This window comes from Eisenbergiella massiliensis (assembly GCF_003435485.1).
This window is the reverse complement of record NZ_QVLV01000036.1, coordinates 14,504-39,594: the sequence shown is the minus strand read 5'-3', so window position 1 is coordinate 39,594 and position 25,091 is coordinate 14,504. Positions and strand designations below refer to the sequence as shown.

The 25,091-nt window shown below is 49.0% G+C and carries 18 protein-coding genes and 1 tRNA gene; 13 read left to right on the top strand and 6 right to left on the bottom strand.

The window, feature by feature from the left end; genetic code table 11:
- Positions 1 to 13 precede the first annotated feature (13 nt).
- The 6 genes from DXC51_RS27530 to DXC51_RS27505 all read left to right on the top strand — a co-directional run bounded on the left by DXC51_RS27530 (position 14) and on the right by DXC51_RS27505 (position 9,206).
- Complete coding sequence (locus DXC51_RS27530) at positions 14 to 1,156, top strand: extracellular solute-binding protein (RefSeq protein ID WP_117545851.1); 1,143 nt, start codon at positions 14 to 16, stop codon at positions 1,154 to 1,156.
- Between the two features lie 97 nt (positions 1,157 to 1,253).
- Complete coding sequence (locus DXC51_RS27525; RefSeq protein ID WP_117545850.1) at positions 1,254 to 2,264, top strand: ABC transporter ATP-binding protein; 1,011 nt, start codon at positions 1,254 to 1,256, stop codon at positions 2,262 to 2,264.
- Positions 2,265 to 2,282: 18 nt separating this feature from the next.
- Positions 2,283 to 3,989, top strand: a complete 1,707-nt coding sequence (locus tag DXC51_RS27520; RefSeq protein ID WP_117545849.1) for an ABC transporter permease — start codon at positions 2,283 to 2,285, stop codon at positions 3,987 to 3,989.
- A 43-nt stretch (positions 3,990 to 4,032) separates the two neighbouring features.
- Positions 4,033 to 5,469 carry a phosphoglucomutase/phosphomannomutase family protein gene (locus DXC51_RS27515; protein ID WP_117545848.1) on the top strand — a complete coding sequence of 479 codons (1,437 nt, stop codon included), beginning with the start codon at positions 4,033 to 4,035 and terminating at the stop codon, positions 5,467 to 5,469.
- Positions 5,470 to 5,696: 227 nt separating this feature from the next.
- Positions 5,697 to 6,884 (top strand): cellulase family glycosylhydrolase, encoded by a 1,188-nt coding sequence (locus DXC51_RS27510; RefSeq protein ID WP_117545847.1) that lies wholly within the window; start codon positions 5,697 to 5,699, stop codon positions 6,882 to 6,884.
- Between the two features lie 129 nt (positions 6,885 to 7,013).
- The gene (locus DXC51_RS27505) at positions 7,014 to 9,206 is read left to right on the top strand and encodes an alpha-L-rhamnosidase (RefSeq protein ID WP_181970218.1); all 2,193 of its coding nucleotides are present in this window, start codon (positions 7,014 to 7,016) and stop codon (positions 9,204 to 9,206) included.
- 176 nt (positions 9,207 to 9,382) lie between these two features.
- Here DXC51_RS27505 and DXC51_RS27500 read toward each other — a convergent pair whose 3' ends face one another.
- Together DXC51_RS27500 and DXC51_RS27495 are read right to left on the bottom strand one after the other, a co-directional pair.
- The gene (locus DXC51_RS27500; RefSeq protein WP_117545845.1) at positions 9,383 to 10,744 is read right to left on the bottom strand and encodes a carbohydrate ABC transporter permease; all 1,362 of its coding nucleotides are present in this window, start codon (positions 10,742 to 10,744) and stop codon (positions 9,383 to 9,385) included.
- A gap of 15 nt (positions 10,745 to 10,759) precedes the next feature.
- The gene (locus tag DXC51_RS27495) at positions 10,760 to 11,659 is read right to left on the bottom strand and encodes a carbohydrate ABC transporter permease (RefSeq protein ID WP_025489014.1); all 900 of its coding nucleotides are present in this window, start codon (positions 11,657 to 11,659) and stop codon (positions 10,760 to 10,762) included.
- Positions 11,660 to 11,912: 253 nt separating this feature from the next.
- Here DXC51_RS27495 and DXC51_RS27490 point away from each other — a divergent pair, with 253 nt between their 5' ends.
- The 4 genes from DXC51_RS27490 (at position 11,913) to dapA (ending at position 17,943) form a co-directional block, all read left to right on the top strand.
- Positions 11,913 to 13,325 (top strand): extracellular solute-binding protein, encoded by a 1,413-nt coding sequence (locus DXC51_RS27490; protein WP_025489015.1) that lies wholly within the window; start codon positions 11,913 to 11,915, stop codon positions 13,323 to 13,325.
- 113 nt (positions 13,326 to 13,438) lie between these two features.
- Entirely contained in the window at positions 13,439 to 15,376 is a 1,938-nt protein-coding gene (locus DXC51_RS27485; RefSeq protein WP_117545844.1) for a cache domain-containing sensor histidine kinase, read from the top strand.
- Positions 15,373 to 16,911, top strand: a complete 1,539-nt coding sequence (locus DXC51_RS27480; RefSeq protein WP_117545843.1) for a response regulator transcription factor — start codon at positions 15,373 to 15,375, stop codon at positions 16,909 to 16,911. The genes DXC51_RS27485 and DXC51_RS27480 overlap by 4 nt, the downstream gene beginning before the upstream one ends.
- Positions 16,912 to 17,037: 126 nt before the next feature.
- Positions 17,038 to 17,943 (top strand): 4-hydroxy-tetrahydrodipicolinate synthase, encoded by a 906-nt coding sequence (dapA, locus tag DXC51_RS27475; RefSeq protein ID WP_117545860.1) that lies wholly within the window; start codon positions 17,038 to 17,040, stop codon positions 17,941 to 17,943.
- A gap of 117 nt (positions 17,944 to 18,060) precedes the next feature.
- Here dapA and DXC51_RS27470 read toward each other — a convergent pair.
- Positions 18,061 to 18,131, bottom strand: a tRNA-Trp gene (locus DXC51_RS27470).
- 214 nt (positions 18,132 to 18,345) lie between these two features.
- On the opposite strand from DXC51_RS27470, the gene DXC51_RS27465 reads away from it, so the two are divergent.
- Positions 18,346 to 19,140 (top strand): HAD family hydrolase, encoded by a 795-nt coding sequence (locus DXC51_RS27465; RefSeq protein ID WP_021639637.1) that lies wholly within the window; start codon positions 18,346 to 18,348, stop codon positions 19,138 to 19,140.
- Positions 19,141 to 19,213: 73 nt separating this feature from the next.
- Entirely contained in the window at positions 19,214 to 21,262 is a 2,049-nt protein-coding gene (locus DXC51_RS27460) for a beta-galactosidase (protein ID WP_021639636.1), read from the top strand.
- A 137-nt stretch (positions 21,263 to 21,399) separates the two neighbouring features.
- Here DXC51_RS27460 and DXC51_RS27455 read toward each other — a convergent pair whose 3' ends face one another.
- The 3 genes from DXC51_RS27455 to DXC51_RS27445 form a co-directional block, all read right to left on the bottom strand.
- Positions 21,400 to 22,191, bottom strand: coding sequence for a class I SAM-dependent methyltransferase (locus DXC51_RS27455; RefSeq protein ID WP_021639635.1), 792 nt, complete (start codon positions 22,189 to 22,191; stop codon positions 21,400 to 21,402).
- Positions 22,192 to 22,296: 105 nt separating this feature from the next.
- Positions 22,297 to 22,887 carry a TetR/AcrR family transcriptional regulator gene (locus DXC51_RS27450; RefSeq protein WP_035323912.1) on the bottom strand — a complete coding sequence of 197 codons (591 nt, stop codon included), beginning with the start codon at positions 22,885 to 22,887 and terminating at the stop codon, positions 22,297 to 22,299.
- Between the two features lie 310 nt (positions 22,888 to 23,197).
- Positions 23,198 to 23,875 (bottom strand): VanZ family protein, encoded by a 678-nt coding sequence (locus DXC51_RS27445; RefSeq protein WP_083493059.1) that lies wholly within the window; start codon positions 23,873 to 23,875, stop codon positions 23,198 to 23,200.
- Between the two features lie 330 nt (positions 23,876 to 24,205).
- Between DXC51_RS27445 and DXC51_RS27440 the strand changes: the two genes are divergently transcribed.
- Positions 24,206 to 25,087: a VIT1/CCC1 transporter family protein gene (locus tag DXC51_RS27440; protein ID WP_198168687.1), complete on the top strand. Its 882-nt coding sequence runs from the start codon at positions 24,206 to 24,208 to the stop codon at positions 25,085 to 25,087.
- The last annotated feature ends 4 nt before the right edge of the window (positions 25,088 to 25,091 follow it).

Here is a 25,091-nt window from a genome sequence, read left to right as displayed (position 1 = left end):
AGGAGGAAGAGGTATGAGAAACAAAAAAATGAAGAAAATATGGGGACTGACCACAGCAGTTATTTTGGCGGCCAGCAGTATTATGGCAGGATGTGGGAATTCCCAGACGGCTAAGGAAACACAGCCGACCCCTGTGCAGGAATCCAGCGCTGCAGCAGAAAGCAAAGTTTCGGATGCTCAGGAAACAGAAGAAGCCCAAAAGCAGGCCGGAGCAAAGACGTTGGTGGTTTATTCCAATACAGATGAGGCCGGAGCCAAGGCCATGGAGGATGTGGGAAAAGAAATCGGTATTGAAGTGACCGTAGTCAGGTTAAATGGCGGAGGAGAAGTAACCGACCGTATTATGGCAGAAAAAAATAACCCTACGGCTGATATTGTATATGGGATTAATCATATTGGTTTTGCCAGGCTCAAAGCAGCAGACTGCCTGCAGCCTTTTACACCGGTATGGGATGATAAGGTAGAAAGCGGCCTGAAGGATCCGGACGGTTATTATTATGGAGTAGGTATTTCGGCAGTGCTTTTGGCTTATAATCCGGAAGCTGCGGGTGATAATGCTCCCGCAGACTGGACGGATTTATGGACAAAACCGGAGTGGAAAGGCAAATATTTTGTCAATCCTTCTACTTCTGGCGGAACAACGCAGCTTGTGCTGTCCGGAATACTTACCAGATATCGGGACGATAACGGAGAACTTGGCATTTCGCAGGAAGGATGGGATGCAATAGCTGCCTATTATCAGAATGCTTATATTCAGCAGGAGGGGGATGATTTCTTCGCTATGCTGACCAAAGGAGATATATGGGCCGGCCAGAATTACAGCAAAGGCGTATTAAAGGCGGAAGCAGACTATAATGCGGATATTGCCTGGGCCACCCCTGAGGCAGGCGTGCCGTTTGCAGTGGAAATGGTTGGTATTGTTAATGGCACAAAGAATTATGATACAGCAAAGGAATTTCTTGATTATTATGGCAGCGCTGAAGTGATGGAGAAAGTTTCTTCTACTTATCCGGCCAATGAAGATGCGAGAGGACAGGTGGATCCTGATCTGAAAGCACTTACAGATTCCGTAAAAGTACAGAATATTGATTATGACTTTGTAGCGGAAAATCTGGATGGTTGGCTTGAAAAGATTGAGCTGGAATTGATTCCTTAAAATAGAACAGAAAGATAAAAGGGAAGTCTGTGCTGATACACAGGCTTCCTGTAAATTATGAAAGCTTTAATAAAGTATCAGTGTGAGGGAATGAAATATGATCAATTTTGAGGATGTACAGGTTAAATACGGGAATACGGTAATTATCGATCATTTGGACCTTCAAATAAATACCGGTGAATTTTTTACATTTCTGGGAGCCTCGGGCTGCGGAAAGACAACGACCCTGCGTGCGCTTGCGGGATTTCTGACCCCTTCCCGGGGAGATATTCTGGTAGACGGCAAAAGTATTGTAAATGTACCGGTTGAAAAAAGGGGAATTGGTGTTATTTTCCAAAATTATGCGTTATTTCCCAGTATGACTGTTTATGAAAATATAGCCTTTGGTTTAAAAGTTAAGAAGATGAAAAAGCAGGATATCAGGGAAGCTGTAAATAAAGTGGCTGATATGGTGGAACTCAGCCAGGAGCAGCTTGGGAAAAATATAGCCAGGCTTTCCGGAGGACAGCAGCAAAGAGTGGCCATCGCGCGTGCATTAGTAAATAACCCCGAGGTCCTTTTGCTTGACGAACCGCTGTCCAATCTGGATGCTAAATTGAGAAAACAGCTGCGGACAGAGCTTAAAAAGATGCAGAAGAATTTTGGAATCACATCTATTTACGTAACCCATGATCAGGATGAGGCGCTTACTCTTTCCGATCGTATTGCAGTTTTTAATAAGGGGAAAATTGAACAGGTCGGGACACCGGATGAGCTTTATAACAAGGCGGAAACGGAATATGTATGTAATTTTATCGGAGATGTGTCAAAGCTGAGCGGTGAGGTGATACGGCTGATAAATGAAGAACTGGGGGAAACAAGGTTTCATCCTGATGCGGCAAGCTATATCAGACAGGAGAGAATAGAAACGGACAGGCTGAGTCCGGACGCGGTTGCAATGGAAGCGAAAGTACTGGAACGTGAATTCTACGGAACACATTCCATTTATACATATGGAATACTTGACTCAACGATAAAAGGATATGTGAAGGAATGCGGCGGCATGCCTTATCAGCCGGGAGAAGTGATAAGAGTTTACATAAATCCCAGAGATATCCTGCAGTATTAATATGGGGAGTGGTTAATTATGAAGCTTAAGAAGAACAATCATCTGCTGTACCTGACGCTGGTAAGTCTTTTCCTGGTATGGTTTATTGCGGCTTTTTTAATATTTCCGAACGTAAACATTGTATACCATACTTTTTTCTCGGACGGTAAATTTTCCTTCCGGGCAATCGAAAAAATTTTCACCTCGGCGAGAGCTGTAAAGGGGTTGAAAAATAGTTTCCTGCTAGCGTTTACAATTACAATTACGTCTAATATTCTCGGCATTTTTGTTGTACTGGTAACCGAATACTACAAGGTGGCAGGAGCAAGATTCCTGAGCGTGATATACAAAATACCGATGGTGTTCGGAGGTGTGGTTCTTGCAAACGGCTATTTGTTCGGATATGGGGCCCATGGGTTTCTGACCGGGATATTGACAAAGGTATTCCCGGAGTTGGATCCCTACTGGTTTTCAGGATATCTTGCCGTTGTGTTTGTAATGACCTTTGCATGTACGACGAACCATCTTATTTTCCTTAAGAATGCGCTTGTAAATATTGACTACCAGACCGTGGAAGCTGCAAGAAACCTTGGGGCAGGCAGTTTCTATATTCTGCGGCGGGTGGTACTGCCTGTGTTAAAACCGGTGCTGCTGACCTGCACCATCATGCTGTTTCAGACAGGACTGATGGCGGTATCTGCGCCTACTATGGTGGGCGGAAGGGATTTTCAGACTATCGGGCCTATGATACTGACCTTTTCGGAAAGAACGAGTTCAAGGGATATTGCGGCGGTCCTGTCTTTGATATTGGGAATTGCTGAGATGCTGCTGCTCTATATATCCATACGGATAGAACGAAAAGGAAATTACATTTCTGTTTCAAAGGTCAAAACACCGCTTCAGAAACAGAAAATCAGTCATCCTGCGGCCAATGTAATTGTGCATGTGCTGGCCTATCTTCTGGTGGTAATTTATCTGCTTCCGCTGGCTGCTGTAGTTCTGTTCTCTTTTACAGACAGGTATTGTATTACCAATGGAGTATTCGATCCAAAAAGGCTTACCCTGAAAAATTATCTTGCAGTCTTAACGGACGCCGCTGCGTATAAGCCATTTCTGACAAGTATTATATATTCGGCACTTGCATCCCTGGCTGTAATTATAATCGTATTGATCTGTATTCGGCTGATATTGAAATATCAGAATAAGGCGACAGCCCTGTTGGAGTATTTGCTTCATATTCCGTGGTTTGTACCGCCCGTCATGTTTGCGTTGGGAATGATAATTACTTTTGATCTGCCGCACTGGATTATGTTTAACCAGCCGCTTGTCGGGACGGTATTCATTATGCTGATAGCGTACAGTGTAGTTATGATTCCGTATACGCTGCGGATGCTGAAATCCGCTTTTGCTTCCTTTGATACCAATTTAGAGGATGCCGCGAAGAATCTGGGGGCCTCCGGAATCCGGATTTTCATGCAGATTATCCTGCCCTGCATATTACCTGTGGTGCTTGCTGTCTTTGCGATCAATTTCAATGGAAAGCTGTCGGATTATGATATCTCGGCCTTTATTTACCATCCATTGTATCCTCCGCTTGGAGTTGTTATTAAAAATAATGTATCAAATAATATTGAAGGTGACGCCCAGGCGCTGAACCTGGTATATTCGGTGATCCTGATGGTGATAAGCAGCGTGATCCTGTATCTGGTTTACGGACGCGGCGCCAATAAAAATAAGGAGCAGTGATTGGCATATAAACATAGAAAGACAGAATAGGAAGCGGTATTATATGATAAAATTTGGAACTGGCGGGTGGCGAGGCCTGATTGGAGAAGAATTCACAAGAGAAAATGTTGAACTTGCGGCGCGGGCCATGGTACAGCTGCTGACGGATGAGAAGAAGACCGAACGGCCGGTTATTATAGGCTATGACAGAAGGTTTTTGTCAAAGGAGGCAATGTACTGGATTGGTCAGATTCTTGCTTCCCATGGCATCAGGACGCTGCTTGTGAAAAGAGCATCTCCTACGCCGCTCATCATGTATTATGTGCAAAAGCATGAACTGTATTATGGGATGATGGTTACTGCGAGCCACAATCCGGCAAGATACAATGGAATAAAGGTATTCATAGAAGAAGGCAGAGATGCAGGGGAGGCTGTAACCGAAAAGATAGAACGGGCGGCGCTGCTGGTGGAAGAGGAGGAGAGATTCACAGAAAAGCTTTCCCTGGAGGAATTGAGAGCTTCAGGTTTGTTGGAAGAAATCAATCCAATCAACGAGTATCTGGATGATATTCTGGAAAAGATTGATGTTCAGGCAATCAGGAACAGAGAACTGCGTGTGGCGGTGGATCCGATGTTTGGCGTCAGCATGAGATCTCTTAATATTATTCTGGCCACAATGCGCTGCGAAACTGAAATCCTCCATGCCCGGCATGATACGCTTTTTGGAGGGAAAATGCCTGCGCCCGCCTGGGAAACAATACAGGCCTTACGAAACCATGTCATGGATTATGATTATGATATAGGGATTGCAACGGACGGAGATGCCGACAGACTTGGTATCATTGATGATAAAGGACAGTATCTCTCAGCGAATGACATAATCAGTCTTATCTATTATTATTTTCTGGAGTATAAAGGCTGTAGAGGGCCAGTGGTAAAAAATATAGCAACCACGCAGCTTTTGGATAATATCGCCGCCGCTTATGGACAGAAATGCTTTGAAGTTCCGGTTGGGTTTAAACATATTTCGGCAAAGATGGAAGAAACAGGAGCGTTGATTGGCGGAGAGTCTTCGGGCGGGCTTACGATTGCAAGCCATATTAAGGGGAAGGATGGAATTTTTGCTGCGGCTCTTTTAATTGAAATTATGGCGAAAACAGAAAAAACGCTCTCCGCGCTGAAACAGGAGATGGATGACAGATTCGGTTCCTTTTATACGGATGAGAGAAGTTTTCGTTTTACTCCGGAAGGGAAAAGAAAGCTGGAAGAAGAGATCTTTGACAGAATGCATCTGCCCGTGTTTCCCTGTAATGAAAGGAAGCTGTCATGGGAGGATGGATGTAAGGTTTATTTTGATACAGGCTGGCTTCTTATTCGTTTTTCAGGGACAGAACCGCTGCTCCGGCTGTTCTGTGAGATGCAGGACAAAGTACAGGCGCAGCGGATAAATGATTTGGTGGAAGAATATTATTCTTTAAGAAAAATGGAAGCATATAGGTAAATAATAATTTTAAAACGGCATATTGATAACACTGTATGTGAAATGCTGCAGGTTATCAAAAGCCGTTTTATTAATTTAGAGAAGTGTTAACGTAGAAGGAAAATTGGAGATTCCGTTTTACTTTTGTCTTCCTTCTTTTCAGGAAAGTGCTATAATATTATCAGTAAACATATGAAAAGAATTTTTAGTATCATAGCATAAGAATCCACAGGAAAAGGAGAAACAAAATGAAAGACTGGAAAGATCGAATCAAGGGAGACTACAGTGATCTGCGCGGGGTATGCCACAACCCTAAGGCCGGCCAGACAAAGGAGGAGATGGCTCAGCAGCTGGAGTATGCGGCGCGTCTGAACCTGAATGCCGTCCGCTTCTGGATGTCCCAGGAGGAATGGGAAAAGAATCCGGAGGCCTATGAGAAAATGCTGCTTGATTTTACAGACAGCTGTGAGGAAAAGGGAATCAGCATCATGCCTATTTTCTGGAACGGCAATTTTATTGAGGATTATACGGAGGCCGGCGAAGAGGAATGGAAGAAAAAAAGAACCTATGCTGAAGCGATTATTTGTCTGTTAAAGCCAAAGAAAGGGCTGCTGATGTGGGATGTTTTCAATGAACCGTTTTGCAATACCTATCTGGGAAGCGCCTCCCCGGAGGACTATCCCCGGAAAAAGGAAAAACTGGCAAAGGACTTAAGGAAGCACTGTGAACTGATCAGAGAACTGGATCCGGACACACCGATCACGGTAGGCCACGAACTGTCATCCCATATGGATTCCACATCCGATCTGGTTGACGTACTCAGCTTCCATGACTACATGCCTACCAGAAGCAGGATGGAAGCCGCTTATCAGACTGCCGTTCAGTTATCCGAAGCAGAAGGCGGCAAGCCGATCCTGAACACGGAAACCGGCTGTATCGGCAGGGCCAACCCCTATGACCTGGAGCTGGAAATGTGTGAAAAATACCACTGCGGTTTCTTCCTTTTCAACCTGATGATTGAAGGCTTCTGGGGGGAAATCCACGGTCTTGTATACCCGGACGGCACAATCCGGGATCCGGGTATTGTGGCTGCGCTGTACGGTTTCAGAAGAAACTGCGGCGATAACAGGATCCTTGCCAGAGGAAACCGGGAAGGCCATGCGCTCAAGGCGGTAAAAGCGGTGGAAGACGTCCTGAAGCTGGAAAATAAAGCCATGTTCGTCAGCAAGGCAAAAAGCACGGATGAGATTCTGGAAGCCGCCGAGTACTGCATCAATATTCTGGAGCCCTGCGAACTGGTGCCGATGTGGGACAGCTTGTCGGCGCAGCTGTGCCATTACAGGGACCAGAAGGCTGAGGAGCGCGACGAATGGGAAATCCAGCAGTTTGCCTATGATTGTGCCATTCGGGTGAAAAAGGCCTTTTTAATTATGTAGGAATATGATTATAAAGGAATGCAGCCTGAGCCTTGATTGTTTCAGGAATGCTTTATGTGCATAGGGGAAGTTTACGCCCTTTTTGTAATAGTTAGCGGAAAAGGATTAAAAAAAACAGGAGAAAAAGTAATGGGAATTTGGAGTCAGGCAAAATGGATTACAGCAAAAAGATATGGAAAGCAGATGCCGGTGTTCGGACGGGACCTGTTCCTTAAAAAGCAGCCTGCAAAGGCGGAAATTCACATTTGCGGCCTGGGGCAGTTCGCATTATTCGTGGAGGGAAAGGAAGTAAACGAAGGCGTTTACGAGCCGGGCTGGACCAATTACAGGAAAACCTGCCTTTACAGCACCTATGATGTAACTGCTTTTCTGAACCGGGGAAAAAACAGGCTCCGGGTCATGATTGGAAACGGCATGTATCATGTGGACGGGGAACGGTATGTGAAATTCACCGGTTCCTTCGGGGATCCGCTGCTGATTATGGCGCTCTGTGTGACCTATGAGGATGGAACGGCGGAGAAATTTGTCACGGACGGAGAGTGGAGCTGCTGTCCGGGACCGGTGATGATGTCCTGCATTTACGGCGGTGAGGATTATGATGCGTCTGTCTGCGGCTGGAAGGCAGCCATATCGGAAGGAAAGGCGGAGTGGATTCCCGCTGCAATCTATGAGGGGCCTGTGGGGGCGCTGAAGAAGGCCGGCCAGCCGCAGGTGCGGATTCAGAAGGAGCTGCAGGCCGTGGATGTATGCAGGCTGGAAGACGGAAGGATAAGGTATGATTTCGGAAGGAATTTTGCCGGGCGCATTAAAATTAAGGCCGCCGGGGAAAAGGGGCAGCAGGTTATTATTACGCCGGGCGAGCTGCTCCTTGGGGACGGAAGCATCAACCAGGAGTTTACGGGAGATCCCCATTATTATGTCTATACCCTCTCCGGGGAAGGGGAAGAAACCTGGATGCCGCGTTTTACCTATTACGGCCAGCGGTATGCCCTGATCCGGACGGATGCCCGGATTTTGGAGGTTACCGGGCAGGAGCAGTATGCGTCCTGTCCTGAAACCGGTTACTTTAAGTGCTCCAATGAAATGTACAACCGGATCCATGAAATCATCGTGGGGGCAATCCGCAGCAATATGCAGAGTGTTTTCACCGACTGCCCCCATAGGGAAAAGCTGGGCTGGCTGGAGGAAACACATTTGATCGGCCCTGGCATCCTGGCTGATTTCGATGCAAAGAAGCTGTTTGAAAAAATCCTGGATGACATGGAGGATTCCCAGACCCCGGAGGGCCTGGTGCCCAGCATCTGCCCGGAATTCGTACAGTTTGATCTGGGCTTCCGGGATTCCCCGGAATGGGGCTCCGCCAGCGTGCTTCTGCCCTGGTATCTGTATAAAAAATACGGTGACAGGCAGTTGTTGGAAAAGCATTACGGACTGTCCGAAAGATACGTTGCTTATCTGCTGTCAAAAGCCAGGAACGGCATCCTGAATTACGGGCTGGGAGACTGGCTGGATGTGGGACATTATCCGTCTCACCCGGCCAATACGCCCATACCGGTTACGGCGACGGCCATTTTGTATCAGGATCTGACGGTTATGGCCGAAACAGCGGGTGTGCTGGGCAGGAAAGAGGAGGAAGAGCATTACCGGAAGCTGGCGCAGGACTGCCGGAAGGCCTTTAATGAAGCCTTTTTCTATCCGCTGTCCAAAAACTATGCTAACGGCAGCCAGACGGCCAATGCCATGGCGCTGTTTCTGGAACTGCCGGAGGAAGAATACAGGGAGCCGGTGCTTCAGAATCTGGAAGAGGATATCCGTTTAAAGGGCGGCCATTTTACCGGAGGGGATGTGGGGCATCCTTATATCCTGCGCGCGCTGGCAAAGTACGGCAGGAACGATATCATTGCGGAAAATTTTATGAAAACGGATTTTCCAAGCTACGGTTATCAGGTGAGCTGCAATGCAACAACGCTGTGTGAGGACTGGGACGGCCCCAATCAGGAGCATCCCGTGATGAGCCAGAATCATTTTATGCTGGGCGCGGCGGAGGAATGGTTTTACTGCTCCCTGGCAGGCATCCGGGCGGACGCTTCGGCCAGGGAGCGCATCCGGATACAGCCCTGCTTCCCGGAAGGCGTGGACTGGGTGGACTGCCGGACGCTGACCCCGGCGGGCATGTGCAGGGTATACTGGGAGAGAAAGGAAGAGTATATCCGGGTGGAGGTGACGCTGGAAAAAGAAGAAAGGATTTGTCTTATCCTGAACGGTGAAGAAGAGATCGTGAAGGTGCAGGGCAGCCTGGAAAGGGAAGTGAGGGTGAAATAACGCAAAGCCGGATACTGCAAAGCCAGATACCGCAAAGCCAGATGCTGTTTTATCATCCGGGACATGTGCATACCTGTGACAGCAGCAGAGAAAAAGGCCATGTGAATTCTAAATTTAAAAATACGAAAAGGCATGGCGCCGGTGCCATGCCTTTTTCTGGGACTATTAATCGCCTTCTATCCCTTTACGCCGGAAGCCACAATACTCTGCTTCAGCTGTTTGGAGAACAGGATGGATAACAGAATAACAGGCGCGATGGTCACCACGGAAAGCCCCATGATGGCATTCTGCTTCGTGCCCATATTATTTGAAATATTGTAAAGCGCCACGTTCAGCGTCCACAGCTTCTGGTCCTCCGTAACCAGCCAGGCCCAGAAGAAATCGTTCCAGTTGCCGATAAAGGTCTGCAGGGCGATGAGGGAAATGATGGGCTTGGACAGCGGCATGCAGATTTTGCTGTACAGATAAAGGTTGCTTGCGCCGTCAATGGAAGCCGCTTCAAAATAACTGCTTGGTATCTGGTCGAAAAAGCCCTTGTACAGATACACATAAAAGCCGTAAGGATAAAGGAAGGGCAGCAGCAGGGCGGCGTAATTGTTGTAAGCGCCCAGCTGGCGGTACATGATCAGCTGCGGCAGCATGATGCTGGCGAAGGGCACCATCATGGCTCCTATGAAGAACAGCAGCACGAAGTTCCCGGCCTTCCTTGTGAGCAGGCGGCTGATGACATAGGCGCAGATGGAGCAGAGAATCACCTGGGAAATCATGGCGAAGCCGATGACGATGATACTGTTCATGACAAAGGTCATGAAGCCGAACCGGACGATCATACTGCTTTCCGGATAGATGTAGGCAGGCATTTGCAGATAATATTTGAAGCTCTCCAGATTCAGCAGGTTGTTGACCTTATGGCTGACGCCGGTCAGCGTACCGGTCAGTGCATATTTTTCTGCCAGGATGCCGGATACCTGATTGAAAAGTTCTGGCTCCTGTGCCGGCGTGATATCGGTCCCGATGCCGTCCGCCCGGAAGGTATAGCCGATGGAATCACAGGCCCGTATGTAACGATCCCCGTGGAGAAGCACTTCTTTTTTTACAGCGGAGCTTTTGTAGATACCATAGTCCCGCTCCATCTGCAGCTTCATCTGGTGTGCTCTGGAATGGAAAATGGTCTTTCCGTCCCGTGTGGCATAGACATGGATTTCCATAATGGACTGATCCGCCATCTTGTAGTTGATACCGAACATTGCGAGAATGTTGTCCTGCATTACCGCATCCTTCAGCGCGGCCTCATCTGCAAAATCCATGCCGGTATAGTCAATGGTCAGGGTCAGGCTGTTGGCCCGGTTGGGGAGCAGCCTGGGCGGAATTTCATAAATCTGGCTGTTGTCCTTCATGGAACTGGAAATGGAAAAAACCAGCGGATAGAGCATGAGGACCGTGAACAGCAGTGATATCACAACAGCGCATATTTTCAGACGGCGTTCGGAGCCGCTTACTTTGATTTTTCTTCTTCTGGCGGACTTGTTTTTCTTCATATCTGTTTCACACTCCTATTCTTTTTCCGCTTTTTCAAAATGCATCTGAAGCATGGTCAGGGCTGCAATGACAAGCAGCAGGATGACGGAAGCGGCGGAGCCTCTGCCGTAATTGAGATCCTGGTTGAAGGAATTATAAATGAATATGCCCTGGGTGGTGGAAGCGCCGCTGGGACCTCCTGACGCATACATATATGGGGCGTCCAGAAGCTGCATCGTAGTGATGACGGCCATGATGAGCTGGATAAAAATCATAAAGGAGATGTTGGGCAGGATAATATGAAGTATTTTTCCAAAACCGGTGCAGCCGTCCAGGGAGGCGGATTCCATGATGTCCGGGGAAACGCCCTGGATGGCAGAGAGGTACAAAAGCACGGTAAGCCCACCGCCGAGGACGCCGGGGAAGATAATGCAGAATTTTACCAGCGCCGGGTCGCTCAGCCATGCCTGCGGCTGTCCGCCGAAAAACTTTACGATTTGATTTGCCACGCCGTAATCGGGATGCCAGATCCATTTCCATATTATTACATTTACCGAGGTGGGAATCAGGGCGGGCAGGATATATAATGTAGTCAGGCACTTCTGCAACCGGATCAGTTCATTTAACAGAAGCGCCTGGATGAGCGGGATGAAAAAGCACATGGAAATCTGTAGAAGAAGGAAGATAAACGTATTCTTCCAGGCATCCCAGTAATGCTGCATGCCGAACATGCCGATATAGTTCTGCAGCCCTGCAAACTGTCCCGGTGGATTGATGGGATCATAACGGAACAGGGAAATAAAAAAGGCGCTGAAGATAGGATAGTACTTCAGCCATATGGTAAAAGCCATGGGCAGTGCAAGGATACACCAGGGAGTTATTTTCTTCCGGAACATATAACCGCCCGGTATTTTAAGGGAACTGTTCTTTTTCATGGGAAACCTCCGGTTCTATATATTTGCAATAGCGTCAGTTTCATTATAAAAAAGAAGCCTGCCGCTGGAAATAAGCGTATTACACCGTAAGGTCACTTTTCTTAAGATAGTTGGAAAAAAGAAATTATACCTTAAAAAAGGTGACCTTCCTATTTGAAACCCGTTAGTTTTGGATCATTTTCAGCAAAGAATGAATTTGTTATGATAACTGTAACGAAAACAAGTCATATTTATTGACAAGAAGGAGGGCTTCATGAAAAAGAAAATAATTGCAGCTTTTATTTGTCTGTGCATGGGCGCGTCGGCGCTGGCCGGCTGCGGCAGCAGTCCCGCAGCAACGGAAAATACGGCGCCCGCCGTAAAGGAATCGCAGGAACAGGCGACGCCGGCGGAAGAAAGCAAGGCGCAGGGAACTACGGCAAAGGAAACCGCATCAGAGGAAAAGGAGCCGGTGGAGCTGACACTGTGGGTGACAAGCCGTAATTCAGACGACTGGTCTACGGAAATGGAAAACAAGTTCCTGGAGGAGCATCCCTGGATTACCTTAAATAAGGTAGTAAAGGAAGGGGATCCCGGAAATGAATTCTATCAGGCAGTGGCGGCGGGCACCGCTCCGGATCTCGTAAACTGTTCCTTTACCATGATGAATTCCTTTATGGCGGCGGGCATTCTGGAGCCGCTGAACCAGTACACTGACAACTGGGATGAATGGGGGAATTTCACCAAAGAGTATACCGACATGTTTACCAAAGACGGAACACTGTATGGTCTGCCTTCATCAGTAGCGCCCATGCTTTTTGGTTATAACAAGGCTCTGTTTAAGGAAGCAGGCATCAGCGAACCTCCCAAAACCTGGGACGAAGCAATCGAAGACGCCAAGCTTATAAATAATCCCGATAAACAGATTACCGGTTATGCAACACTGGCGGCGGAATGGACGGAATGGTTCTTCCAGTATTATGTATGGCAGGCGGGCGGCGATCTCACCAAGGAAAATGAAGACGGCACCGCAGAACTGACCTTTACGGATCCGGCAGTAATTGAAGCGGCAAAATATTACCAGAGACTGAGGAGCGAAGGCGTTCTCCAGAGCGACCTTACCCTGAAATTCAGCGACCTTGTAACCAACTTCGGCCTTGGCAAAATCGGTATGATGCCATTTGCAGGAGACTGGGTGTCCGAGGCTGCGGCTAACGGTATCGACCCGGATGATATCGGGCTGTCTCTGCCTCCGGCAGGACCTTCCGAAGACCGTACCACGGCAATTGCAGGAATCTGTTATGTCATAAATGCGAAAATAGACCAGGCGAAAAAGGATGCTGCCTGGGAGTACATCAAATATTACTGCAGCAAGGAATATCTGTCCTCTTACTTTGAAAACCTGGCAACCAAGGGCGCTCCCAACCCGGTTATCATTCCCAGGGATGATATGAGCGTTACCGATTTCTATGATTTCCCGGAGGAATACAAAACCGTCCTGGAAGAAGCAAAATCCGTGGGACGCCTGGAATTCTACGGAAAAGCAGACTTCGGCTCTTATGTAGACCGTGCGGTACAGAAGATACTGGTTGACCCCAATGCTGACCCTGAAAAGGAATTTGCAGAAGCACAGAAACAGTGCGAAAGCGAAGCGCTGCCGGCCTTTAACGAAGCAAATAAAAGATAATGGACAGCTTTTAGCGCAGTCCCTCTGGAGAAGTGCAGGAATTTATTCTTGCGCTTTTCCTGTTTGAAGGGGATATGCTATAATCATTCCATAACAGGCAGGGGAGGGAATCTATGAAGATACTGCAGGGTATCCGGGCCGGTAAGCGGCGCTGCGATAACGGGATCAAAATAATACTGCGCAGGGTGAGCATTTTTAAAAGGCTTAATTCCTCCTTTCTGCTGCTGATTCTCACAACAGCTATTTTTCTCACGTTCTTCAGCTTCTATAAATATTCGGATGAAATCAGCGATAATATAGACCGTTATGCCTCCCTTCTCGTACAAAATGTGAAGATGAAAATTCAGGACAGCCTTGAGGCGTATGAAACCGAAGCTCTTGCCTTTTATGATAATTCCCAGGTGATTGCGGCGCTGCAGGAAAATGCCGCGCTTGCACGGGAGGGCGTCGATCCGGAAAATGACCGGTATGCCAGAAACCGGTACAGCGTTGAAAACCGGCTTTATAACATGCGCAGGAATCAGAGATATATTGTGAATATCCAGTTTGTTTCCCCGACGGAGCAGTATCGTATGGTGGAGGGCAGCGGTTTTACCCGGGGCGGGCTCATCAAAGACATGGAGAAATTCTATCAGTCCGATTTTTATCTGCTTCCACAGGAGAAGAAGGGGTATCCTGTCTGGATTGATTCCCAGGAACAGACCTGGACTTTTTATAAAAATGAGCAGAGCATCTATGGGCTGGGCAATATCGTTACATTATGTGTGGCGGTCTATGGTCCGATTGATAAGGATTTTCTGGGGGTTCTTATTATGAATATCGACCTGAAGGCGTTTTCCGGGGCAATGGAAGGGTACGAGTCCTACCGGGATGGAAATGCGTTCCTGGTTGGAAGGGACGGCGTGCTGCTAAGCTACAATCCCAGTATTCAGGCGCCCGCCTTTCCGAAGGAAAGCCATCTGTATGAATTGATGGAGAAGGAGAAGAGCGGTATCACAGAGGAGAAAATTGATGGGAAAAAGGTGCTGATTGCTTTTGAACGGGTATCAGGCACCGGGATGTTTGTTACCTATTTTGCGGATATGGATGTTTTGTTTGCGGGAACACATCATATCAGGAACCTTTGTATCCTTGTACTGCTGATTACAGTGGTTGCCTGTTTTGTAATTTCCTATTATGTGACAGTCAGCATATCCGATCCGGTGAAGGAGTTGGTGGAGGTCATGCAGGAAACGGGAGGCGGGAAATGGACGGCCCGGTATCCCAATTCCGGGAATGACGAGCTTACGGTACTGGGAGAACGGTTTAACGAAATGGCCGATAAAACGGATCAGCTGATAGAACAGGTGTACCGGTCGGAAATCCGCAGGCAGGAGATTTCAATCAGCTGGAAGAATGCGCAGCTGAGCGCGCTGCTGATGCAGATCAATCCTCATTTTCTGTATAATACGCTGGACATCATCCGCTGGGAGGCGATGTACGAGGCGGGCGGGGAGAGCCGCGTGACACAGATGATAGAGAAGTTCAGCCAGCTGTGCAGGATGGGTATGTGCGCCGGGGGCAATACCATCACCCTGAAGGAGGGGATTGAGCACGCGAAAACCTATCTGGAGGTGCTTAATTTCAGGCATACTGAAAAGATTGGGCTGGAAATCAAGTGTGAGGCGCAGGAGAACAGGCTTTATATGCCCCAGTTTATACTGCAGCCTATTATGGAAAACTCGGTAATCCATGGTTTTGAGGATGGAAGTCATGGTTTTTCCATCCGCATCCGCGCCTTCTGCAGGGAGGAAAAGCTGCTCCTTTATGTGCAGGACAACGGAAAGGGAATGGATGAACAGGAGCTGGAGCTGCTGCGGGAATCCATGGAGCGGACAGAAACGGAGGAGGGCAGTATCGGCCTGGCCAACGTACATCAGAGGATACGTCTGTTTTACGGAGAGGAGTACGGGCTGCGCATCAACAGCAGGGCGGAATTCGGTACAGAGGTGGAAATTTCCCTGCCGGTAAGATACCAATCGGAAAATATGGAAGGAAACAGAGAAGAATGACTGAGGCCTATGAGGTTTTAATTATAGACGATGAGGAAATTGTGTGCAGGGGGCTTGCCCAGTTCGTAAAATGGGAGGCTCATGGCTTTCAGGTGGCGGGCACCGCTTATAGTGTGGATGAAGGCCTGGCTTTCCTGGAACGCCATCCGGTGGACGTAGTCTTCCTTGACATCCGTATGCCGAAAAAGACGGGACTGGATATGCTTAAGGTAATGCACAGTGTGTATCCGGAAACAAAGGCCGTGATTCTCAGCGGTTTCAGCGAATTTTCCTATGCACAGGAGGCTGTCCGTTACGGGGCGGCGGATTATCTGACCAAGCCTGTCAATCTGAAGGAGGTGGAGGGGCTTCTGGACAGGCTCAGGGAGGAATTCATGAAGCGGCGACAGGACAATGCGGTGAGAAGCAGCCGGGTGGAGGGGCTTCTTTTGTCTGCGGCCAGGGGATATGGGGATGTGAAGGCGGAGGATTACGGGATTACCATGCCGGATCAATGGTACGGGCTGGCTGTGCGCCTTTTGGATCAAGAACTTCCGGAACAGGAAATCTGTGAAAAGAAGGAATGGCTTAAACAGATGACAGAGGGTGTTGTTCCGGGGGCGATTGTGCTTAATAATGAGAGTTACGGCCTTTTTGCCGTCATTCCCTGCCGCGGGGAGGAGGAAGCGGAGTATTTCATTGAAATCCTGGAACAGAGCGTTGATATGAAAAGGGAATGGGCCTGCGGCGTGAGCAAAATCAAACACGGCTTCGGGGATCTCAGGGAGGCTTATCAGGAAGCGGGGCAGGCCCTGCGCTATCACCGGGCCAGTGAGAAGGAGGGCGTCATCTGGTATAAAAATATTGAAGCTCTGTTTTCCCAGAGCATTCCGGAGGTGACGGAGCTGATTACCCGGCTTTACGGCCGAATTACCGGTCCCAGTGAGCGGGCGGAGGCTGTCCCCGAACTTATGGAGGCACTGGAGCGGTTGGAGAAAAAGCCGCTGACGCTGGCCCAGATGCAGACGCTGTGTATCCGCTGTCTGATTGAGCTGAACGGCCTGCTGCAGGGGCTGAAGCTGCAGGATGTGGATCTGCACGGTCAGCTGAACCGGACACTTGAAAAAATCCTTTTAAGCAGCGATATCAACAGCGTTTCCGGCTGTGTGGGCGATTACGTTAACTGGCTGGTAGAGCGGATGGGCGCTGCGGACGACCAGCAGCTGGGGAAGGGTGTGATCCGGGAGATGCAGCTTTATATCCGCAAACATTACCAGGAAAATTTGTCCCTGAATGCACTGGCGGAACAGTTTTTCCTCCATCCCAACTATTTAAGCCGCCTGTTTAAGGAAAAGACGGGAAAAAATTTCGTGGAATACCTGACAGAGGTACGGATGGAAAAGGTGATGGAGCTGCTGGACGGGACGGAGGATAAAATCGCGGATATCTGTGCTATGGCGGGGTATGATAATCCCAGGTATTTCAGCAAGGTTTTCAAGCAGTATACGGGGATGACGCCCAGCGAATACCGGGATCGGAATGGATGGAATGTGTGATTTTCTGCTGCCGGGTAATAAAAATAATAAATTCAGGCACACATTTTATGATTTTTGCATTATGATATTTATAAAGAGTAAGAATAGTGGAAGCGGACCGGGTGCGGCGCGCGGATGGGAGCGGATATGAAGAAAGTGATTTTCAGGGGAGTGGGGACGGCGATTATTACGCCGATGAAGGAAAATGGGGAGATTAATTATCCGGTGTTCAAAAAGCTTCTTGACAGGCAGGCGGACGGCGGGGCGGATGCTGTGGTGGTAGCCGGGACAACGGGGGAAAATGCCACGCTGGATGATGATGAGCATCTGGAGCTTGTGGAGTTTGCGGTGAAGGAGATTGACGGAAGAATTCCGGTGATTGCCGGGGCTGGCAGCAATAATACGGCCCATGCTGTCTGGATGTCGCAGGAGTGTGAGAAAATCGGGGTGGATGGGCTGCTTCATGTGACGCCATATTATAATAAAACGTCCCAGGAGGGGCTGTACCGCCATTTCAGGGCCTGTGCACAGGCCACGGGGCTTCCGGTGATTCTGTATAATGTGCCTTCCAGGACAGGGGTGAATATTCTGCCGGAGACGTACCGGAGGCTGAGTGAGATTGACAGTATTGTGGGCTGTAAGGAGGCAAGCGGTAATTTCTCACAGATAGCCGGGATAGCGGCGCTTTGCGGGGAAAACCTGACGATTTATACGGGAAATGACGATCAGATAACCACTGCGCTGGCTCTGGGGGCGCAGGGGGTGATTTCGGTGGTGGGAAATCTGCTGCCCCGGGAAACCCATGACATCTGTCAGGCTTATTTTGACGGGAACTGTGAGGAGAGCAAAAGGCTGCAGCTGAAATATCTGGAACTGATGCAGGCCCTGTTTATGGATGTGAATCCGATTCCTGTGAAGCAGGCCATGCGAGCTATGGGGTATGATGTGGGAGAATGCAGGCTGCCTTTGTGTGATATGGATAGTGTTAAAACGGAAAGGCTGCTGCAGGTGCTTAGGGATTATGGGCTGGTTGAAGAGAGTGTGAAGGAGTGAAGGAGGGCGCCAAAAGAGGTGTCCGGCTGCGGAAGGATTAATTATACTCATAAAGAAGCTGGAAAGTTCAAGTAAAACAGCAAAAGAAAAAAGCCTGAGAAACTCAGGCTTTTTTTACAGGAGCAGTAGGAATCGAACCCACATCGATGGTTTTGGAGACCACTGTTCTACCTTTGAACTATGCTCCTACAATCAGCTCTTACCGAACCGACGAATTGTATTATAGCATAGCATACAGGGGAAAAGCAAGCCCCTTTTTAAGAAAATTTTACAAAAAAATACTATTGGAAATCCTATAAATATAGTAGAATATTAAATAACTGTGAAGGGACTGAACAGTTATTTAAGCAGGAAAGATTAGCAATATCCGTTTCCTGCCTGCAATAATAAGAAGGGAAAAATATGACAGACAATATACGAGTGATTGCAAGTGACTTTGATGGCACGATTTTAAAGGACGGCGCGCAGCATGTGGACGAGGTGTATTTCCCGCTCATCAGGGAACTGAAATCCATGGGCATTTCCTTTATTGCCGCCAGCGGAAGGCAGTATGCCAACCTGCGCAGGCTTCTTTGGCCTGTGGCGGATGAAATCAGCTATATCTGTGAAAATGGGGCGCTGATCGCCCAGGGCGGCAGGATTCTGTACCAGAATGAGATTGACAGGAGGATCGCCCTGCCGCTGATTGCGGACATGCAGGCGGTTTCCGGGACAGAGACCGTGGTATCCGGGGCGGATTCCTCCTACCTGGTGCCTGTGGATCCCCGCTTCCCGGTTCTCCTGCGGGAAAAGGTAAAAAATCAGGTGACTGTCCTGGAAAATTTTGAAGAAATGCCCGTTCCCATGATCAAGATATCCATTTTTTTTCCGCAGGGAATCCCTGCCGATAAGGAGGCCTGGTTCCATGAAAAATATGATCCGTATCTGAATGTGGTGGATGGCGGAAACGGCTGGCTGGATTTTACCAACAAAGGAGTGGATAAGGGCAGCGCCCTGAAGCTTTTGGCCGCAAAGGAGGAATTTTTCCTGGAAGAGGTGCTTGCCTTTGGGGACAGTGAAAACGATATGGCCATGCTGAAGGAAGCGGGCCTGAGCTATGCCATGAATACGGCCAGGGAGCATGTGAAAAAATGCGCCGACAGGGAATGCAGCCGGGTAAATGAGGTGCTGGAGGAACTGATCGCAGGGCGTTTGTAGGAGAATGGCCGGAGCGAATGGAAAAAAATGCCGCGGCAGATGCTGACAGAGAATAGAAAGAGGAGGACGCATTATGAAAGAAATTATCACCAAATATCCCCATCTCCTTCATGGCGGGGATTACAATCCGGAGCAGTGGATTGACTGCCCCCAGGTGCTGGAGGAGGATATCCGGCTGATGAAGGAGGCCCACGTAAACTGCGTTTCCCTGGGGATTTTTTCCTGGGCGAAGCTGGAGCCGGAGGAAGGGGAATTCCATTTCGGCTGGCTGCGCAGAATCATTGACCGTTTGTTTGAAAACGGCATTTACACCATCCTGGCCACACCCACAGGCGCAATGCCCCACTGGATGACGGCCAAATATGAAGAGGTAAGGCAGATGGGGCCGGACGGCGTGAGGAATCTGCCGGGCAGGAGACACAATTTCTGCTATACCTCCCCTGTGATGCGCAAAAAGATGAAGAAAATCAACCACGAGCTGTCCCGCCATCTGGGAAACCACCCTGGCGTGATCCTGTGGCATATTTCCAATGAATACGGCGGCAACGGATCCGACGCGTCCTGTCACTGCCCGCATTGCCAGCAGGCTTTCCGCGAGTGGCTGAAGGAAAAATATAAAACCCTGGACAACTTAAACCATGCCTGGTGGACCACCTTCTGGAGCCATACCTATACCGACTGGTCCCAGATCCACAGCCCTGTGCCCAACGGAGAAAACGGCCTGCACGGCCTGAATCTGGACTGGAAGCGTTTCGTCAGCCATCAGATCCAGGATTTCTGTAAGGAAGAAATCCATGCCGTGCTCAAATACAGCGTGCTGCCCGTCACCATCAATATGATGGAATTTTTCAAGCCTCTGGATTACTTCAAGTTCGCGCCCCAGCTGGATATTATTTCCTGGGATTCCTATCCGGAATGGCACAGTAAAAAGGACGAGGTGGATATCGCAGTGCGGGCGGCGGCCTGCCATACGCTGATGCGCAGTCTGAAAAAGGCGCCTTTCCTTTTAATGGAAAGCACGCCGTCCATTGTGAACTGGAAGCCGGTGAATACCCAGAAGCGTCCCGGCCTGCATGAGCTTTCTTCCCTCCAGGCCGTTGCCTGCGGCAGCAACAGCGTCCAGTATTTCCAGTGGCGGAAGAGCCGGGGAAGCTCGGAAAAATTCCACGGCGCGGTGGTAGATCACAGAAATGGAAGCAATACCCGTGTTTTCCGCGAGGTGTCCGCCCTGGGACAGCGTATGGAGCAGATTTCGGACGCCGTTTATCCCACCTGCAACCGGCCTGAGGCAGCCATTGTTTTTGACTGGGAAAACTGGTGGGCGCTGGAGGATATCCAGGGGCCGAGAAGAGATATGGCCTATCTGGATACGGTGCTGGCCCATTTCAGGCCATTCTGGGAAATGGGAATCGATGTGGATTTTGTGGATGAGGACAGCGATCTGAGCGGCTACCGTCTTGTAACGGCCCCTCTGAATTATTTGTATAAAAAAGGCTATGCGGCTAAGGTGAAAGCCTATGTGGAGGCCGGCGGCTGCTATGTATCCACCTATTTCAGCGGCGTGGTGGATGAAACTGACCTGTGCATTTTGGACAGGCACCCGCTGGAGGAGGTGCTGGGAATTTGCACCGAGGAAATGGATGCGGCCAACGAATATCATCCCAACAGTATTTATTTCGGGGGAAAATCCTATCAGACAGGCTGTCTGCGCGAGGTATCCCATGTGGTGCCCGGATCCGGCACGGAGGTGCTGGCATCCTATGAGGCCGATTATTACGCAGGGCTTCCCGCGCTGACCTGTAAAAGGTACGGAAATGGCAAGGCATATTATCTGGCCTGCGAAACGGAAGCGGATTTCCTGCGGGCTTTTTACGCACAGCTGGCAGGGGAAAACAATGTGGACGGCGCGTTTACCGGAAAGCTGCCCTACGGCGTCACAGCGTCCCGCAGAGAGGGGGAAAGAAACCTCTGGTTCCTTCAGAATTTCAACGCTTCGGAAGTGGAGGCGGAGCTTCCCGATACCTATACGAGAGTGGCCGATGGAGCCAGGGTGGAGGGCAAAGTCGTGCTGAAGCCCTATGAGTGCCTGATTCTTGCTGAAAAGCAGGCGGACGGCCTGTGACAGTACAGCTGATGTAAGTGTATAAAAAAAGGAAGGCTGCGGCCCGATTCCGTTTTCTGATCTGCAGAAACGGAATGGGCGCAGCCTTTTTTATCGGAAACTGTTTGTGTAAATTACCGGAGAAGCGGATACTGCGGTTATTTTCGGAAAATATCAAGTGCATGGCTCGTAATGCCAAGAAGATCCTCCCGCTCGCAGGTAGCAAAATGGTATTTCAAAAACAGAGCAAAGGTATCGTCATCCATGGCGTCAACAGCTTCCCGCATGAATAAAGCACAGCCGTCTGACGCGGCGTAATGCAGCCGGGTGACGGGAAATATGGACATCAGATCGTCGATATCCTCTTTCCGCACAAGCTCAAATAAATCCTCCGGTTTCGAACTGGCGGCAAATGTCCGGGAGTCGAGCAGCCCCATTTTAATATATTGGGCCACATTGATATTGCCGCGATGGAAGCCCTCGTCAAGGAGACAGCCGTCGGAGATAACATAGGCTGCGAAAATGACGCCTCCCGGCCTGGTCACACGGATCGCCTCGCGCAGGGCCTGTTGTTTGTCTTCCCTGCTGTAAAGATGGTACAGGGGGCCTAACAGCAATGTAATATCATACGTATTGTCCTGGAAAGCGGACAAATCCAGGGCATTGCCCTGGACGACAGTTATGTTCTCTCCGGGCAGCGTGTTCCTGCGGAAAATTTCTATATTATGCTCTATCAGCTCCACCGCATCAACAGTATGGCTTTGACGTGCCAGCGCATGGGAATATCTGCCTGTCCCTGCGCCGATTTCAAGCACCCGGTCGCCGGGATTTATGTATTTTCCTATATAATGCATGGTGGTAAGGAACTCGACTGAGCCATGCTTTACCGTAAGCCGGCTGTCCTCGTCGTAGTTATTGTAAAAATCAGTTAAATACCTGTTTGTTTTCATGGGATACCTCCTGTATGCCGTGAGTTTGCCTGGATACAGCCTTAACCAGCAGGCTGAAAGGGCTTTCGCCCCGGTTGGTTACCGGCTTTTTTCCGGTTATGTAAATCAGGCGCCGGGCAGCTCCCAATCCGGTTTTTCCTGCCTGACCAGGGCGGACAGCAGCTTGGACAGCATTTTTTCCGCAGCGTTTCTGTCTAACGATAACTTTTTCGTGGCTGTTAAGACTGCCATGCCGTGGGAATAAAGGAACAGGTCCAGAAATATTTCTTTTGCCCGTTCCGGTTCGACGCCGATGGCTTCCGAAAAAATCCCGGCCTTCTTTTCATTCCCTTTTTCCCTGTAAAAATCCATGGCCTCTGCCATTTCCAAATCCATATCCTTAATAAATAACAGCTTGAACAGATTGGTTTCGTCCCGGGCAAATTCAATGTATGAGAGGGGCAGGAGCAGGCAGGGGCTTACCTTGATGGAAGCGCTGTAATCAGCCACATACTGGCTATAGAAATCATAGGCGAAGTCCAGAAATCCGGCTTTCAGTTCTTCCATGCTGTTGTAGCAGGTAAAAATCGGTCTTGTGGAGCACTGCAGTCTTCCTGCGATGCTTCTTGCGTTTACCGCTTCAAATCCCGCTTCTCTTGTAATATCCAAAACAGTATTCAATATCATTTCCTTCGTTATCCTGGCTGCAGGCGGCATAGGGAATCCTTCTTTCAAAAAATTGATGTATAACATATGTTACATAACAATTGTTGCATATCGGCCCGGATATGTCAATAATAAAAATTTTTCTTACATTTTCCTGCCTTGGCAGAAGAAAAAAATTTTCCTGCTTTCACAGTTGTATGGGCAGGAGAAATAATCCCCTCCCCATGGCATACGGCATGAAAAAACGGCGTTTCCGTTTTCCCGTAGGAAAATACGTAAACGCCGCAAAATCAGTGAAAACCGTAAAACAGTAAAAACAGTAGAGCCCCTGCATTCAGGAACCTGCCTTTTATCTTGCCTTTTATTTTACGATAGGAAGCTCACCTGTATAACGATGGGTGTATGCGGGCTCCGCCCCCTGTTTGCCCCTGTCCGGGAGAGATTTTCTGTAATCTCGTCTTTCCCGAAAGGAATCCTCCCCATCGTCCTGCCGTTCCTCTTCCTCCTGCCTTCCATCTATGGAAAGCGGCCTGAAAATGGTCTTTCGCCCAATAAAGCAGATCAGCCGTGTCAGTTCAATCCCGGCAAAGATACCGATGCTGTCGATTGCCACATCCCTTGGGGAGGGAGAACGGCCCGGCACAAAGGACTGATGCCATTCGTCCAGCCCGGCGAAGCACACGCAGAACAGCCCGGCGGCAAGCACCAGCCGCCAGCCCCGCAGACGGTATACATACAGGGGGAAGGATACGGCGACGGCAAGCAGGAAGTATTCCGTCACATGCGCCAGCTTGCGTACATAATGTTCAATCCGTTCCGCATAATGCGCGATCTGCGCATCGCTCCATCCCCTGTCCAGGGCTCTGTCACACACCTGGACGAACCTTACGCTCACCGTACTGCTCACTGAACTGGAGGCTGTCCCGTCCTGGGCGGAAAAATTAAATATTACAAACATCATCATAAGCGCCGGCAGAAAGGACAGCGGCTTTAAAACATAACGCAGCAGCTTCTTTAAAAACATTTTAAAATATTTCATAGGCATTCCCTTAAGCTTTCTTTTCCTGTACTGGCAGCCCTGCATTAATGGTCCGGACGGCCATAAAAAATCTACTCTTAAATAATGTGAACATAATAGCACACAAAAATACCGAAAAAAAGCAATTACATTAAAAATTAAATAAATATTTAGAAATTTTGCTATAATTTAAGATATTGGCACAAAACGTCAGGATGCCTGTAAATGATTGATTTTATTAAAAAGGGGCTGTAAAATATTAACAGGACGCAGAAGGCTGCGGTATAGGGAAAAAGGCGGCGGCAGTTGATTTTTTGACGTTGGTATTTCTGGTAAAAGGAGGAAATGGGGATGGCGGAACTGAAGGAAGAATTAAGAAAGGCAGTGATAAAGGCGCAGGCCGATGAGGAAACAGGAGTTGTTTTATATTCTTATCTGGCAGAAAGGCAGAAGGATGAAAACAACCGGAAGATATTCAGGCAAATGGCGCAGGATGAACAGAAACATGCCGGCGTATGGAAATCGGTGACAAAGGAGGAGGTCAGGCCGAAGGGCTTCCATATTTTCTGGCTGAAGCTGCTGTCAGCGGTTCTGGGTTTTACTTTTGTGGTGAAGCGCATGCAGAAGGACGAGCAGATCAGCGGGGAAATTTATGAAAACATGAAGTCCGAAATACCCCAGGCGGCCATGATGCTGGAGGATGAAAGGCGTCATGAAAAAGAGCTTTACGGCATGCTGGACGAAGAGCGTCTGCATTATGTGGGAGCCATGGTCCTGGGCCTGAATGACGCGCTGGTGGAGCTGACGGGAGCCATTGCGGGTGTGACCTTTGCGCTGGCCAATACGCGGCTGGTCGCCATGACGGGCATAATCACCGGGATATCGGCCACGCTTTCCATGGCGGCCTCCAATTATCTGGCGGAGCGCGCCGACGGCAACGAAAAAGCATTGAAATCAAGCGTCTATACCGGCGCAGCGTATCTGGTTACAGTGGCGCTTCTGGTACTGCCTTACCTGCTGTTTCCCAACCAGATGTATGCGGCGGCCTTCGGCGTCATGATCGTGACGGTCCTGTTGATTATCCTGTTTTTTAACTATTATATATCCGTTGCAAAGGAAGAGCCGTTTCTGCGCAGGTTTGGGGAAATGGCGGTGATATCCCTCTCCGTGGCGGTGATTTCCTTTGTAATAGGCATTATTGCGAAAAATGTGCTGGGGATCGATACCCTGTAAAATG